The sequence below is a fragment of the Hyphomicrobium sp. ghe19 genome (assembly GCF_902712875.1).
GTDB lineage: Bacteria > Pseudomonadota > Alphaproteobacteria > Rhizobiales > Hyphomicrobiaceae > Hyphomicrobium_B.
On sequence record NZ_LR743509.1, the window covers coordinates 1,895,881 to 1,911,117 of the forward strand.

Here is a 15,237-nt window from a genome sequence, read left to right on the forward strand (position 1 = left end):
AGACTTCAACCCGGCTCATTCCGCTGCCAGGCTCTCGGCTCCGCGCGCGTTATGACCGAGCGTCACATAGTGTGGTTTCAATTCTTCCGGATCGAAATGATCGACCGCGATCACGCGGGCGACGAGCTGTTCGACCTCGCGGAGCTGATCGGCCTCCGCCGCGGTGATGACGCCCTTCGCTTCAGCCTCGGCGAACCAGTCAATCCCATGATACCGCCGTACGACGCCGTCGCGGATGGCTTTCTCAAGCCGCTTCTCGATGGGTTCGGCGGCGATCACCTTTTCCAGCGTCACTTCGAGGATGCCGGTCGGATCGTTGACGTCCTTCGATACGAAAATGTGCCGTGTCAGGCGGTCGCGAACATCTCCCGGCTGCAACGCGTGGCGCGCTACGAGGTGGCCCTGCACATCGGACGCGGGTTTGAAGCGGCGTCCGAGCGGGAAGACGACGACGCGCATCAGCGGCCGCGCCCAGCGGACGGGGAAGTTGTCGATCGTGCCTCCGACGGCTTCCTGGAAGCGATAGAGCGCGTTCTGTGCGGCGAGATCGACGATATACTCGTCCCCTGCCGGGCGGCCGTCATCGTCGTAACGCTTCAATGTCGCCGAGAGCATGTAAAGCTCGGATAGGGCATCCGCCATCCGGCCGGTGATCTTCTGCTTCGTCTTGAGGCCGCCGCCGAGCAGCGCGACCGTGAGATCGGCAACGAACGCGAAGGAGCGGCTGGCGCGTCCAAGTTGGCGGTACCAATGGGACATGCGCAGCGCGCCGGCGGGTGCCGCGACGAAGGCGCCGCCCGTCAGGTTGTGGACGAAGCCGCCCGTCGCATTCGATAGCGAAAAGGCGATGTGATTATTGAACGCGTCTTCGAAGGTATCGAGGCCGCGTTTTCTATCGGTGTCCTGCGCCGCCTGCACTTCCCTGTAGAGATACGGATGCGAGCGGAGCGCGCCTTGCGCAAACGTGATCAGCGTGCGCGTCAGAATGTTGGCGCCCTCGACCGTGATGCCGACGGGGACCATCTGGTAGGCTGACTGCAGATAGTTCGCGGGGCCGTCGCAAATGCCGCGACCGCCGTGGATGTCCATCGCGTCGTTGACGGCGCGGCGCATCTTCTCCGTCGTTTGGTATTTCATCAGCGCGGAGATGACCGACGGCCGTTCGCCTCGTGACACCATCGCGGCCGTCATGGCGCGGGCTGCCTCGTTGACGTAAGCGGTCTCGACGATGCGGACGAGCGGTTCCTCGACGCCTTCCATGCGCGAGACGGGGAGCCCGAACTGCTTTCTGATGCGGCCATATGCGGACGTTACGCGCAGCATCATCTTGGCGCCGGCCGTCGCCGACGACGGCAGCGAGATCGCGCGCCCGGCGGACAGACATTCCATCAGCATGCGCCAGCCGTGGCCGGCCATGGCTTCGCCGCCGATGACCCAATCCATCGGGATGAAGACGTCGTTCCCCCAGTTGGGGCCGTTCGGAAACGCGGCGCCGGACGGCAGATGCCGGCGTCCGATGTTGACGCCGGGATGGTTGGCTGGGATGAGCGCAAGCGTGATGCCGACGTCTTCGCCTTTGCCGAGCAGATTGTCCTGGTCGAAAAGCCGGAAGGCCAAGCCGACGAGCGTCGCGTTCGGCCCGAGGGTGATGTAGCGCTTGTCCCACGAGAGGCGGATGCCGAGCGTGTCCTTCCCCTGATACGTCCCGCGCGTCACGTGGCCGATGTCGCGCATGGTGGCGGCGTCGGAGCCGGAGGTCGGGCCGGTCAGCGAGAAGCAGGGCACTTCCTCGCCCTTCGCAAGACGCGGCAAGTAATAGTGCTTCTGCTCGTCGGTGCCGTACTTCTCGATCAGCTCGCCCGGTCCGAGCGAATTCGGGACCATGACGATCGTCACAACGTCGGGCGAGCGCGAGGCGATCTTGCCGAGAATGAGCGATTGGGCCTGAGGCGAAAATCCAAGGCCGCCGTGCTCCTTCGAGATCAGCATGCCGAGGAAGCCGTGCGTCTTGACGAAGTCCCAGATGTTGTCCGGGATCTCGTGCAGGTTATGGCGGATCTGCCAATCGCTGATGAGGCGGCAGAGCTCTTCCGTCGGGCCGTCAAGGAACGCCTGTTCCTCCGGCGTCAGTTCAATCGGCGGAATGGATTGGAGCTTGTCCCAGTCGGGCGTGCCGGAAAAAAGTTCGGCGTCGAAGCCGACGGTCCCGGCTTCGAGCGCCTGGGACTCGGTGTCAGAGACTTTGGGGAGAATTTTGCGGATTTGAGCGAAGACCGGCGCGACGACGAACTTCCGGCGCATGGTCGGGATCGCAAGCACGGCGAGCGCCACGAACGGCAACCAGGCGACCCACGTGAGTGGCCAAAGGCTGCCGTCAGTCGCGAGCCACGTGAAGACGCCGACCGCGGCGGCCCACCCCCAAAGCGGCGCTCTGATCATTCCCAGCGCCAGGAAGCCGATCAAAGCCACCAGTAAAAGTACGACGGGCGCCATTTCCGTGCCTCCCATACGGGCCGCCGCCGCAATCGCGGCAAGCCCAGTCATCAGCGTTAACGTATACGTCAATCTAGGGATTTCTCGTGTGCAGTCCAGTCGGGGCGCCATAAAGAGGCGCCACGAGGTGTTCCTGGCCTCAGGTATCCTGCAGTCGTTCAGCCATGTCTCGCGCCCAGTTAATCACGTTTCTGCAACCGCGCCTAACTTGCAGGTACATTACCCTCGCCCATCCCGTTCCCAATCCGTTAGAACAGATGCTGCGCGCTAATCCTTAAGGATTGCAGAAATCAGCGGACGGGCTTCTCGGGGGCCTCGCCGAAAAGATCGGCGACGAGGGTCTGATACCACTCGGCGCTCTCCTGATAGGTCTCGCGGCGAAGCTCGGCGCTATCGTCGGGTTTGGAAATGAACGGCTCTTTGACTTCGAGATAGGGTTTTCCATCCTTTGTTGCCGGCACGTAATCGCCACCGATTTTAGCACTGTTGTCGGGGGCGAGCATTGACCAGCAGGTATTTCTGTATTTGCCGGGTGCGCGCGGCCTCGCATCGAGGCTCGCAAGGATGTCGGCTGCGACGACGCCCGCTTGGCTGACGGCCGAGTACGCCGATTTCGGCATGTCGTTCGCAATCGCTGCATCACCGAGGACGTAGACGTCCCTCGCCTTCGTCGAAGCAAAGTTCTCGGGGTGGACCGGACACCAGTCGTTCTCGGCGAGGCCCGCGTGGACCGCGATCGATCCCGCCTTCTGCGCCGGGATGATGTTGGCGAGGGCGGCCCGCTCCGTGCGCCCGGCCTTCGTCGTCACGATCCCGGTCGCGGCATCGACTTTGACGACCGCGAAATCGTCGATCTCGTTCGTCAGGTTGATCTCGATAATGCCCTTGTAATATTCCTCGAACGCCTCCTCGAAGACGGCCTGCTTCGAATATGTTTTCTTAGCGTCGAAAAGGACGAGCTTGGCCTTCGGCTTCTTCGTTTTCAGGAAGTGCGCGATCATGCAGGCGCGTTCATACGGGCCTGGCGGGCACCGGTACGGATTGGGCGGGGCGGACATCACGACTAGGCCGCCATCGGGCAGCGCCAGCAGCTTTTCCTTCAGCAGCCACGTCTGCTCGCCCCCTTGCCACGCGTGCGGCATGATCTTGGCGGCTTCCGGCGAGTAGCCCTCTATCGTCTCGTATTTGAAATCGATGCCCGGAGCGACGACGAGCCGGTCGTACTTCATGGGTGAGCCGCCGCGCGCCAGCGTCACGGTCTTTGCCTTCGTGTCGATCGCCGTCGCGGCATCGGTGACGACGTCGATGCCGCGCTTCTTCACGCCCGTATAATCGTGCGTGATCGATTTGAAGGACCGGAACCCGCCGAGATAAAGGTTCGAATAAAAGCAGGTCGTATATTTTTCCTTCGGCTCGATCAGCGTTATCTCGAGGCGCGGGTCGGATGACTTGAGGCGATTTGCGACGGTCACGCCACCGGGGCCGCCGCCGATGACGACGATCTTGGCCCGGCCTGCAGCAAGAGCCGGTCCCGGCAGCTCGGACGCCGCAGCGAAACTTGCGCCCGCGGTCAGCAGAGCAAATTCGCGGCGCGTGATCTCGGTCATTCCCCCGCCTCTCATTTCGACACCGGCTTCAGGTTCGGCCGCGCCTTTTGACCGTTAGCTTAGGCGTTTCAAAGGCTCATTTGCCACGGGCAGTTACCCGGTGTCAGGAAAATAAATCGTAAGGAAGCTGGAGGTCGCGCGTGCGGGTATCCTATATTACACGCAACCTTCAGCTTCGAGGCCCGGCGCGTGCCAGATCCCATCGATATTTCAATTCTGAGCCGTCGTGAATTCGTTGCGGCGGGTGCCGCAGCGGCCGTCTTTGCTCCGTTCGTTGCGCGAGCCGAGGCCCCGGAGCCCGGCGCGCCCGCCCCCAGCCAAAAATTCAAAGATGATTTCGCCCGGATCGCCGGTTCCGCCAGTCCGATCGAGGGCAAGATCACGGTTGATCTGCCCGAGACGGCCGAGAACGGGAATTTCGTGCCGGTCACCATCGCCGTCGACAGCCCCATGACGGATGCGGATTACATCAAGGCGATCCACCTTCTCTCGACGGAAAATCCCGCCGCGCATGTCGCCACATTCAATTTGTCGCCGGTCAACGCCGTCGCGCGCGTGCAGTCGCGGATGCGGCTGGCGAAGACGCAGGACGTCGTGGTCCTGGCGGAGCAATCGAACGGCGAGATGCTGATTTCGACGACGCTCGTCAAGGTCGTCATCGGCGGCTGCGGGATTTGAGGGGCAAACACCATGGCAGCCAATCCGCGCATCAAGCTTCCCGAGACCGCCAAGGCCGGCGACGTCATCGAGGTCAAGACACTCATCACCCACGTGATGGAGACCGGCAATCGTCACGACAAGACCGGCAGGCCGATACCGCGCGACATCATCCATGCTTTCGTTGCGAAGTTCGACGGAAAGGAAATATTTCGCGCCGAGTTCGGGCCGGGCATTTCCGCGAATCCGTATCTGGCATTTTACATGCGCGTTCCCGGCCCCGGCATTTTCGAAATCGCGTGGACGGACGATCACGGCGTTACGACGGTTGCGACGGCTCCGCTGAATTTGGCTTAGGTTGCCGTGGGCATTCTCACCTTATCGCCAGGGAACCAGATAAGATACGCCTAGGCGGACCGTTTCGACGTCACCGCCGACCACAGAAATCTGCGGCGCGTCGAGTTCTTTGGAAATCCCTTTAACACCTCTTTCTTCGAACATGGTCGCCCGGAACTCAACTGAAACGTGCCAATTTTGAGTAAGGCGATGCTCAACCCCGCCGCCAACTGTCGCGCCGTTTAGGGTTGCCGATGTGGGATCGAGTGATGAAGGCCACTCATAGTTTTGCGTGATCCTCGAAGTCGTCCAGCCACCTAGGCCATACAGCAACGTAGACTCTGAAGCCAACCAACCAAGCTTTCCCACAATGCTTACCGACCACGAAACGTCTCGAGAGCACTTACCGTTGCCTACATCGGTGACGAGGACGTTACTGTTAAATCCATCCGCCCAGATCAAGCGGCAGTCCATTTGCTGTGTCGCGCCGAAGGGATCAAGGTCTACCCCTATTCCGATGACCGCATTTTGTATCTGCCAACCAGCCGAGATCGTGAACCCTCCACTCCACTCGGTGTCGTCATCAGAAATGGATTGCGCAGCGCCGAACGTGGACTCGTTGAAGGTCGCGCTTCTGACTGAGTTCTGAGAAAGACCGATGCCTGTGAATGCCCCAACTGAGACTCCAGACCAATCATCTGCCTGAGCTTGCGACGTAACGGATTGCAGAAACAAAACGCTAACGATCAAAATATCGACTCTCATCGAAATACCCCTCATGAGCAGATCAGGAACCGTTGCATGAGACCGCCCCGGGTCAAAGCACAACATCACGCACTGTGCGGACGGTCTGTGGATAGATATTCGCGTCGGCCCCGGACACGGCGGAGCACCCAACTCTGCGGAACAGAATTGGTTGGAAAAAATGCGAAGGGGCGGATCGGCGCGGCCTCGCGTTTTTCTATTTTTATTCGGGATGCAGCCTTCGCCGATCCGCGACGCGCAACGGAGGTGGGCCTCCATTTCGAACCGTCGACACCGCCATCCGCCCGCGCATTCCGATTTTTCGAACGGGCGTTGAACCACGGCGCCACGCAGTGGCTACCGCAGCCGGCAGACGACCCCTCTGCTGCTTGGGTTAGTACGCGTCAATCCAAGTTAATCCGCCACGATCCGGAGATCGCGTGTTTGCCCAACAAATGTCGGCACTTCTCACGTGCGCTTCAGGGTGGGCAAGTCCAAATCAGTTTGCCCCCATCCGCAAAACAGTGTGGTATAAAATGTGGGACGGCGCAAATTTGGGGGCTTGGCGTGGAAGGGGAAGATGCGAGGGCAATCGGCAGCGAGACGAAGCGCAGCAGTCGCGGCTTGACCGCGACGTTTGTTCGTCAAGTTCGAAAGCCGGGGCGTTATGGCGATGGCAACGGGCTGTACCTAATGGTTGACCCGTCGGGTGCTTCGCGCTGGGTACTGCGTGTTCAATCAAATGGAAGACGTCGTGACGTTGGGCTTGGCGGAAGTAGAACAGTCACACTCGTCGAGGCGCGTGACCTTGCATACGAAGTGCGGCGCAAAGCGAAAGCTGGCCTCGATCCAGTCGCTGCGCGGCGTGCAGAGCGTAACGGTGTACCTACGTTTGAGGCTTGCGCCAAAGTTGTTCACGCAACCCACCTATCAACCTGGCGCGCACAGAAGCATGCGGCGCAGTGGCTCGCGACACTCGACGCCTATGTGCATCCCGTGATTGGCGCGCGCCCAGTGAATAAGCTTGAGACGGGCGACATCCTGAAAGTGCTTCTGCCGATCTGGACTGAGAAGCCCGAAACCGCTCGTCGAGTACTGCAACGGATGCGCACCGTTCTAGATCATGCAACGGCAGCCGGTCACCGGAGCGGTGAAAACCCCTGCCGTATCGCCGTCATTGGCCTGCCAAAGCAAGCGAGCGCCGTAAAGCACTTCGTTGCTCTTCCCTACTTCGAGTTGCCAGAGTTCTTGCCCCTGCTTCGTTCGGCAGACTGTTTCGAGATGATCCGGCTGGGGCTGGAATTTCTGATATTGACGGCTGCCCGATCAAACGAAGTTCGCGGCGCGCGTATCAACGAATTCGACATGAAGGCCAAGCTCTGGACGATCCCCGCCCAACGCATGAAAGGCGAGCGTGAGCACATCGTCCCGCTTTCCCAAAGGGCCATTGAAATCGTCGAGGCCGCGCGTGTGCTCGCGCCCCGGTGCGAACTCGTATTTCCTTCGGAGCGAACATATGACAAGCCACTCTCGGATACGGCCATGACGCGGGCCCTCCACCGGCTCAAGGTCAAAGCGACCGTGCACGGCTTCCGCAGTACGTTCCGAGATTGGTGCAGCGAAGAGACTGACTTCCCGAGCGAAGTCGCGGAAATGGCGCTCGCACATGCCATCGAAAACAAGGTCGAGGCCGCCTACAGGCGCGGAATGCTTTTGGAGAAGCGTCGCGAACTAATGGACACGTGGGCGAAATTTGCGCTTGGCGGTACGCGATGAGCCCCCAAGAAGAAAAGGCACGCTCTGAATTGTCACGACTTCCGGGGACGACGTTCACGTCAGAGCGGCTCGATAATCTGATAGCGATCGTTCTTCAGTACGAGCAGGACTTTGAAGATCGATTGAAGCGCAATCGAGGGGCGAAAGGAAAAGGTGATAGGAGCCGTAGCAAAGACGCCGCCGATGAAGCTCGGAAGATTAAGGAATCTGCCGACAAGCTCATCAGTTTGATTTCTGGTCATGGTGGATCAGGCATTGATTGGGCAGGGGCGTTACGAGCCAACTGTCTGATTGCAGATCTACAGGACGGGGTCTTAGGCGCCGATATCCCTACAGACGAGTGGCGCGCTCAAATAACTCGTCTGCTGAAATGTTTCTCCGAGCTGGGAGAAGCTCGGCGAACGTATTACGCAGAAGAGCCTGACGATCGAGAGACACTTTATCCAAGTGATACTACGCGCGTGTTTGCGACCTGCCTTGCTTATGCGTTTATCGGAGCCGGTGGCGTCTTCGGCAGTGAAGCGGGAAAAGCAGGTTTCCCGGCGCTTTTGAAGTCTGTTTGGCTTCTTTTGCCGAAGAGCCGTGGCTCGATGAATGCTACGAGCTTTGCTCGATCACTAGCTCAGTCCATCCCCGACGAAGTGATGGCCGATCTTTTGGATGCGCAAAAACACCCTGGGCGAGCCGATTACGTGATGCGCACGATGACGGCCTGGCGCTCAAGCCGACCCCTGTAAAATGTAGTCCGGTTTTCTGAGTTTCTTGCAGCGGTAGCCACTGGAAACTTGCCCTCGAACCTCGCAAAAGTTTCCCATATCCAGGCGAAGCAGCGAGGGCGGTAATGGACAAATTAATTCATCGGCCTGAACGCGTCCTAAGAGCTAAGGCGGTTCAGGATAGAATTGGCTGCGGCAACTCCAAATTCTACGAGTTGCTAAAAGCGGGCGAGTTTCCTCCGGGCATCCGGATAGGGTCCCGCTCGGTCGGGTGGCGAGAAAGCCAGGTTGAAGCCTGGATTGCGAGCAGGCCTCTTGTCGATCTTCGTAAGTCCCATCGTGAACAATTTGCGTGACACCGATGGCAAACCTTCTAGCCACCGATGGCAGCCGTGCTTTCCTAGCGCTGGGCATTACCGGAGCAGAGGCCTGGCTCGCCGACACCGATTATCCCGCTATGTGGATCGTAGCCACTCGAGACAATGACCATTGTTGCATCGATGCAGGACGGCGATGGCCAAACCGCTCAGGGTGACCGGGCGGGAAATAAAAAGTGGTTTTGAGTCTAGGAAGTCGAAGCAAAAACGGCCGCTGCTTATCGATAATTGTATGCGCGTACTCGATCAGTGGTCCCGAAAGCGTCACGGGGCGGATATTGGACCTGCGCGATATTGAAAGTCCTTTATCAGATTACAGCGACTTCGGAGATGAACTCGCCAGTCTGATGGCCAAAGAGCTGGACGAAAGCTCACATCGTATGACATCGACAGACAGTCGCGCGGCACCCCCTTTATCTCTCACCAAGGCAATCGAGGATTACCTCGGCAATCTGGCCTCACGCGACGAGAGCGAACCGGCCGAGGTCGGAATGCTTCAAGGCTATCAGCGCAAAAGCGTTATCAGTTCGGCCCTTGCATTGGCGATAGCAAGGGCCGTGCGACACTGCACCAGAAAAACGGCCCTCACGGCGGCATGCCTCTACTACGTCGCGATAAGATCCGATAACTCAAATGGCCGGTGCACCGACAGCGCCGCGCGAATAGCAGATTATCTCGGTTGCGCTGAAGACGTTGTCCGAGATGTGCGCGATGCGCTTGTTGACTGCGGAGCGCTTCGGGAGGAGAAGCGACGGGGGCAGCCCAACGCCGTTTGGCTACCCTACGTCGAGGAAGTGTTTCTCCATTCCGACTTCGCACTGCTAGCGGCGATCGCGCCCGCGCGGCTTGGGCCGGGGCGCCCAAGGAAGAGAGAAAACGGGCTAGAGAAAACCCCGGGTGCCAGATACCCGACCTTTTTGCCAAAACCCCGGGTGTCGGCCAAAATAACCCCGGGCTTACGACCCGAAAACCCCGGGTTTCTGGCACCCGACTGCAAGAACTCTTCACTGCAAGATCTCATTTCAAGGAAAGAAGGGCACACGCGCTTCCGCCCGGAAACCCCCAACGCTTCGCGAATTAATTCAAATGAAGGCAGTGAAGCGGGTTCTCGCCCCAAGTCGGGAGCGGATCACCTGTGGGATGCGTTGGATGGTCAGGCTTTCAATCAATCATTCGGGTTCAATCGAGTCGCCATTCGCAATGCGTTCGCTGAGTGTCCCCACATCGTAAGCCTGAGCAAAATGGAGGCGCAGACAATAGCCGCGCTCGCTGGAAATGAAATTCCAGCAGATGCGATGGGACGAAAGTCTTGGCCGACAACGGCGGTCTTATCGGCCGTCATCGCCGACGAGCGCCGATACCGAAACCAATACGACAAGTTCAATGCGGAACACGCGGCCGCCCAGAAAAAACCTTTGGCGCCTTACGATCAAAAGTTCAAATGGCCGAAGATGCCGGACAAACCCACCCGTCGGTGAGCCTGCGAAGTATGCGCGATTGCTGCGAAGTCTCGGGAGCAAGCGATGCCGCGAGTAAACAAGCAGAATAGCGTTTGATTAGCGACAGAGGCGTCCGCACTTGTTGAGGCGGCAAACAGGAGGCAGAGAAAAGGTCGGCGGTTATCGTTCTGGCGAGTTGCATGACTGACCTTATCCTGACGATTGATGGCAAACGGAAAACTGACGAACGAGGCCCGAACCTTTGTCGTCCAAGCGCTGGCTTGCTTCGATTATCCCGCCGACGTCGCTGACGCCGTCAAGAAGGAATTCGGCGTCGAGATCACCAAGCAAGCGATCGAGGCTTATGATCCGACTAAACGGGCCGGTAAAAATCTCTCGCGTCGATGGGCAATGATCTTCGAAGATACCCGGAGGGCGTTTCTCGATAGGCTCATCTCGATCCCGATCGCTCATCGATCGGTGAGGCTTCGCGCGATCCAGCGGATGGCCGAGAGAGCCGAAAGGCAGAAAAACTATCAGCTTGCCGCGCAACTACTTGAGCAAGCCGCAAAGGAAGTCGGCGACGCCTACACGAGCAGGCGGCTGCTCACCGGTGTGAACGGTGGCCCAATCCAGACTGCGAACAGTACGGAAGTAAACCTAAGCGACTCCGACGCTGAACTTGTCAGGCGCTTCTTGGGCTGATCTGAGCCAACAAAGATTCCGAGGAGCGTCGACGCTTTGCCATCGAGGCTTCGCGAACCGCGCTGGGTATCGAGTCCCAGTGTAGTTTTATAATGAGGCCGTCTCAGGGAGGGACCCGATCGAATGCCGACCCGTCAGCCAAGCACTTCAAGCAAGGGCTTCCTCAATGAACACGGATGTCCGTATAATCCGAAGAGTAGTCGAGCAATGCGCGGGGCTGACGCTCTAGATTAGACCCCTAAGTCACTACAAGCATCTTTTCGGCAGAAGCATGAGCACCCCGATCTGGCACCATTACATCCCTCAATTTCTTCAGCGGAACTTTCTCGACGAACGCGGAAAAATCCATGTATTCGAGAAAGGCGACCCAAATCGGCGCATCAGGGCGATGAGCCCAAAGTCTGCTTTTGCGTCTGAAGGGCTTAATACCTTCAGAGCCTCGGATGGAACCAGCAACTCGGATCTCGAAGTGTGGTACAGCAAATTCGAAAGCAAGGCTGCTCTCGTTGTACGAAAGATTGTACTTGCTGCTGAGGCTGGACGGGCTCCGCGTCTTTCAGCTGAAGAGAAAAATTTATGGGACAATTTCCTGTATCATCAGCAAAAACGAGCTCCAAACGCATTCGATCGCTATGCGAAGGATTTTGAAAAAGATTTGCCCGGATTTATCGAATGGTTCGAGCGTGAGCATCGACCCTTGACCGAAAAGGAACGCAACGACTTTCAAAAGCCAGAGGTCTTAGAGATGCTACGACAGCGGGCTATGGTCAGCGCTCGTGGGATGGGAGGTCAAGAGGTAGTGAATATTCTTGGCCGTCGCGGGATCGCCGTCGGAGTTATAACCGCGCCAAACAGAAGCTTTTTGCTCGGCGACGGAGATTGGGCTCGACTAGGTGAAACCGGTCGCCTTACTGATCAAAAGACAGAGCTATGGACACCGATTGCCCATAACGTCGCTGTATCGCCGTGGGGTCGAGAGGGCCAAGAACGTGCCATTTCTTTGGACATGAACCAAGTCCGCACGATCAATTGTCTGATCTATGAGAACAGCAACGTTGTGGGTGCTCGATCGCCTCTACTTATCAGATCGCTAGCAGGCATATAGTGAAGCGATCTGGCCGCCTCATTCTAAGCGCGGAGCAGACTAGAACTTATCTCCACTGCCATCCGCATAAAGAATCTCTTGCGGTTCAAACCGAACTTTCATGTTTTTCAAATCAGTTGATCTCACCCATTGCTGCTCTTCGATGAATTGATTGTATCTAAATCCTAGTTCTTTCTGCTCGAACTTGGCCCCGGGTTTAAGTGGATCGTCTATTGTCACTCGGATGCGATACTTCGCTTCGCCAAACAAATCCTCAAAGACCAGAATGCCCTTAATCGCTCGGGTCGGCAGTCGAAGCCGAGAGGTGTCCCAGGCAACATCGAAGACTACCAGATCCTCAACATTCCCCGCCCGATAATCGTGAGGAACGTAGCGCTTATGCGAAAGGGTGGGCACCAGCAGTACCCCGCTGGGAATAATCGACCCCGTCGACACCACCGGTTCGGAGACATCCCTTCCCGTTTCACTTGATTTCGTCGGAGGGAGCATTGGAGCGTTCAACGCGGGAGCCCAGACAATTCCGTACTTTGCTTTGAGGTACTCAATCCGCATCATCTCAAGCGAAAGTCGTGTTGTTGCGATTCCGCTCTCGATGATGCCCTTCACCAGTCCGCCGCTGTACTTTGCGCTTTCGGTCTGATTGGCAATGCGCTGTTCAAGGTCGTGCATCTCCTTTGCCACTTCTTCAGCACGTTTTTGGTCCGGGTTTGCTGCCGATACGACGATATCGACCCGCGCTCCCCCTTCGCTAGCCAAGACCCTCTGCTGCAAAATCGCGTCGTTTGTCTTTAAGATTTCCAGGCGCGACGCGATGAGTGATCCAAGCAGCCCGCCTGGATATTTTTGCTGCTCAGCCCGCGCGTCGGTTATTGCCTGCCCGACTTGCAAACGTTCCTGCTTGAGATCCGCAACGGAGTCCGCCGCCAATATTGGCGAACCGCTCAACGCAAAGCCTAGAGCGACAAGCTGAAATCGCATTGTTTGTGAACCTTTGTGATGGCCTTTTTATCAGGATCAGCAAAAGTGGTCCGAGTCGCAATCACAGTTCAAGCGAGCATTATCCTTCAACGAGTCTGAGTCGCTGCTGGCGCGCTTCCATTCGAGATTGATTACTAGCCTAAACGGCGAGCAAGCCCTTCTTCTCAAACCCAGATTGCTCGGCCGGACCCACTGATCTTCCTCGGTCCCCCCGCTCAGTGGCTTTCAGTCCTCCTCAGGCGCCTTACACACCTAACGAGCTCTCCGTTCTTCGAGCTTGCGTTTTGCACCGTCCCACATCAGGTCAACTAATCCGCTCTGCTTCGGCTTCGTCTTTACGCCTTTGACTTGCTCATCCGTTGCGAGAGCGAACCCTTTGATAATTGCTTTCAAATCCTTTTCGGAGAAGCCGACGAAACTCTCCCGAAAATTAGCATAATCGCCGCGAGCTGCGACGATGATGGGGTCAGCGGCCTTCATTGCGTCTGGGCCAGAAAACATGACTGTCACGCCACTGGCATCAAGCATCCTTCTAGCAAAGGTCGGATTGCTCGCTGCTTCCTGGCGGATCACTTCAAAGAGGCGCTCAAGCGCCTCCGCAGGGTTCAACTTGTTTTCCATGGTGCCCTCGACACTTTCAGTTGAATTCTTTCGGCGATTGCATTGGCCAGGGCTGTGACCTCGGCCAATGCCGTCCCGTACTTTTCACGTTGGGATCTGTAAGAGCCTGGCCCCTGGTGCATCTGCGCAATTTGCAGCGCGGCAGCGTAAGGAATGGGACGTCGAATAGCATTCAGACCATACAGGCCGCTGGCGATCTGATCGAGCATTTGACGCTGCACGGGGTTGGTCGCGTGATACATCGTGATCAATGGGTGTACCGTCACGCGCGACCAAAGCCCTAGATCATCATCCAAGATGAAATGAAGAAAGTCTTTGAGGGTTGTGTACGAGTTGTCCTCAAGATTGATGGGCGATATGACGTGCTGCACGCACCTCAAAGATGCGAGCCCCAGCGCCACCGGACCGGCGGGACAATCAAAAAGTACCACGTGGTAGTGTTTTTCAATCTGCTTCACCGCTGAATCAATCAATGCGGCAAGTGTGACATCAAGCCGATCCTTGCGTTTGGACTGCCGTATTGCATCCTCGAAAGCGGACAACTCGCCAAGCAATTCGTGGTTCGAAGGCACGAGATCGATAAATCCACCAGTCCGTGGTGCTCTCAAATCGATTAGATCACTAGCTTGCTCACAGTGCGCGGCAAGCTTGATACCTCCGCCGTTGGACCATCTTTTAAGAATTGACCCCAGTCCAACTTGACGACTTTTCAAGTCATCGAGTGCCCGGTGACCGAGCAACAGCTTGGTCACTCCCGCTTGCGGATCCATATCCAGGACGAGCACCCTGGCACCAAAGTGCAGCGCCAGTCCTTCGGCGACCATCATCGTGGTCATCGACTTCCCTACGCCACCTTTTGGATTTGCGACCGCTACTCTGATTGCCATCAGCGCAGCTCCGCGATCCAAGCAGTCAGCTTCTCACGATCCTCCGGCGAGATTCGCGTCTCCACGAACTCGTCAAAGGCGTCCGGCTCGGGGTTGTGTCGGCGCGCCGGAAGCTGAACGAAATAGGTTTGAGGGTCGGAAGGCCTCTTGAACGTGATCAGTCCAACTCCAAAGTGGGAGCACCGCTCAATAATCGAAGCGCATCGCTCGTCGCGGGCGTCCCAGCGCTCGCAATGCCAAACCAGATGAGTGAAGTGGACCAAAGAAGAATGATTTAAAGCTTCATGCACGGACTGGACGCTACAGGTTCCGGCCGGTTTCACCTCAAACCCATGAAGATCAATCCGCCACGCCAGCCCGTATTTCTGACGGGACAGAGCAATCATGGCGAGGTCCGGCTTGGACCAAATGCCCGTCGCGTTGCCGCCTGTGTTAGCGGTAATCGCTGTTATGTGACGCAGGTCTCCATAGAGCGGCTTCAAGCGCCCCCGAAACACGAGCTCAAGATAGTTGTATACGGGCTCGTAGAGATCATGCTCGAGCATGCCGGAAACGCCCCACCTTATTCCAACTTCACATTACGGGCAGCCGAGATGAATTACTAGCAGTCGCATTAGGCCCGACGTGTCTGAGCAAATCCCCATCCAAATGAGGGTTCTGATCGATATCCAGCAGCCAATAGACGGATATTCCTTTCGGACTTCTCCGGCCAAGATCGCGGGCTATTGGTGATAACATGACTAGAGGTGTGAATCGCTGCGTTTCCGAGTTCTATCCTCTCATGTTCAGATGTGAA

At 57.5% G+C, this 15,237-nt stretch carries 14 protein-coding genes and 1 pseudogene; 8 read left to right on the forward strand and 7 right to left on the reverse strand.

Annotation, left to right across the window (positions count from 1 at the left end; genetic code table 11):
• Positions 1 to 15: 15 nt before the first annotated feature.
• Complete coding sequence (locus AACL53_RS09040) at positions 16 to 2,493, reverse strand: acyl-CoA dehydrogenase (protein ID WP_339086917.1); 2,478 nt, start codon at positions 2,491 to 2,493, stop codon at positions 16 to 18.
• A gap of 290 nt (positions 2,494 to 2,783) precedes the next feature.
• A complete protein-coding gene (locus AACL53_RS09045; RefSeq protein ID WP_339084168.1) occupies positions 2,784 to 4,100 on the reverse strand; it encodes an NAD(P)/FAD-dependent oxidoreductase in 1,317 nt (438 codons plus the stop codon).
• Positions 4,101 to 4,289: 189 nt separating this feature from the next.
• Here AACL53_RS09045 and soxY point away from each other — a divergent pair, with 189 nt between their 5' ends.
• The gene (soxY, locus tag AACL53_RS09050) at positions 4,290 to 4,778 is read left to right on the forward strand and encodes a thiosulfate oxidation carrier protein SoxY (protein ID WP_339084169.1); all 489 of its coding nucleotides are present in this window, start codon (positions 4,290 to 4,292) and stop codon (positions 4,776 to 4,778) included.
• A 12-nt stretch (positions 4,779 to 4,790) separates the two neighbouring features.
• On the forward strand, positions 4,791 to 5,114 hold the full coding sequence (gene soxZ, locus AACL53_RS09055) for a thiosulfate oxidation carrier complex protein SoxZ (protein ID WP_339084171.1): 324 nt from the start codon (positions 4,791 to 4,793) through the stop codon (positions 5,112 to 5,114).
• A gap of 21 nt (positions 5,115 to 5,135) precedes the next feature.
• Here soxZ and AACL53_RS09060 read toward each other — a convergent pair whose 3' ends face one another.
• A complete protein-coding gene (locus tag AACL53_RS09060) occupies positions 5,136 to 5,858 on the reverse strand; it encodes an outer membrane protein (protein WP_339084172.1) in 723 nt (240 codons plus the stop codon).
• A gap of 36 nt (positions 5,859 to 5,894) precedes the next feature.
• Here AACL53_RS09060 and AACL53_RS09065 point away from each other — a divergent pair.
• The 6 genes and pseudogenes from AACL53_RS09065 to AACL53_RS09090 all read left to right on the forward strand — a co-directional run.
• Positions 5,895 to 6,698, forward strand: a pseudogene (locus AACL53_RS09065) (Arm DNA-binding domain-containing protein); the annotation flags it as partial.
• 153 nt (positions 6,699 to 6,851) lie between these two features.
• Positions 6,852 to 7,613, forward strand: a complete 762-nt coding sequence (locus AACL53_RS09070; RefSeq protein ID WP_339086918.1) for a site-specific integrase — start codon at positions 6,852 to 6,854, stop codon at positions 7,611 to 7,613.
• Positions 7,610 to 8,350 carry a hypothetical protein gene (locus tag AACL53_RS09075; RefSeq protein ID WP_339084174.1) on the forward strand — a complete coding sequence of 247 codons (741 nt, stop codon included), beginning with the start codon at positions 7,610 to 7,612 and terminating at the stop codon, positions 8,348 to 8,350. The genes AACL53_RS09070 and AACL53_RS09075 overlap by 4 nt, the downstream gene beginning before the upstream one ends.
• Before the next feature lie 634 nt (positions 8,351 to 8,984).
• Positions 8,985 to 10,184: a hypothetical protein gene (locus AACL53_RS09080; RefSeq protein WP_339084175.1), complete on the forward strand. Its 1,200-nt coding sequence runs from the start codon at positions 8,985 to 8,987 to the stop codon at positions 10,182 to 10,184.
• A 186-nt stretch (positions 10,185 to 10,370) separates the two neighbouring features.
• Complete coding sequence (locus AACL53_RS09085) at positions 10,371 to 10,850, forward strand: DUF2280 domain-containing protein (protein WP_339084176.1); 480 nt, start codon at positions 10,371 to 10,373, stop codon at positions 10,848 to 10,850.
• A gap of 271 nt (positions 10,851 to 11,121) precedes the next feature.
• Positions 11,122 to 11,955 carry a DUF4238 domain-containing protein gene (locus tag AACL53_RS09090; RefSeq protein WP_339084177.1) on the forward strand — a complete coding sequence of 278 codons (834 nt, stop codon included), beginning with the start codon at positions 11,122 to 11,124 and terminating at the stop codon, positions 11,953 to 11,955.
• 39 nt (positions 11,956 to 11,994) lie between these two features.
• Here the strand turns inward: AACL53_RS09090 and AACL53_RS09095 are convergent, their stop codons facing one another.
• The 4 genes from AACL53_RS09095 to AACL53_RS09110 all read right to left on the reverse strand — a co-directional run bounded on the left by AACL53_RS09095 (position 11,995) and on the right by AACL53_RS09110 (position 14,986).
• On the reverse strand, positions 11,995 to 12,933 hold the full coding sequence (locus tag AACL53_RS09095; protein WP_339084178.1) for a hypothetical protein: 939 nt from the start codon (positions 12,931 to 12,933) through the stop codon (positions 11,995 to 11,997).
• 252 nt (positions 12,934 to 13,185) lie between these two features.
• Positions 13,186 to 13,554 (reverse strand): hypothetical protein, encoded by a 369-nt coding sequence (locus tag AACL53_RS09100; RefSeq protein WP_339084179.1) that lies wholly within the window; start codon positions 13,552 to 13,554, stop codon positions 13,186 to 13,188.
• Entirely contained in the window at positions 13,539 to 14,441 is a 903-nt protein-coding gene (locus AACL53_RS09105) for a ParA family protein (protein ID WP_339084180.1), read from the reverse strand. Before AACL53_RS09105 ends, AACL53_RS09100 begins: the two co-directional genes overlap by 16 nt.
• Positions 14,441 to 14,986, reverse strand: a complete 546-nt coding sequence (locus AACL53_RS09110; protein ID WP_339084181.1) for a hypothetical protein — start codon at positions 14,984 to 14,986, stop codon at positions 14,441 to 14,443. The genes AACL53_RS09105 and AACL53_RS09110 overlap by 1 nt, the downstream gene beginning before the upstream one ends.
• Between the last annotated feature and the right edge of the window lie 251 nt (positions 14,987 to 15,237).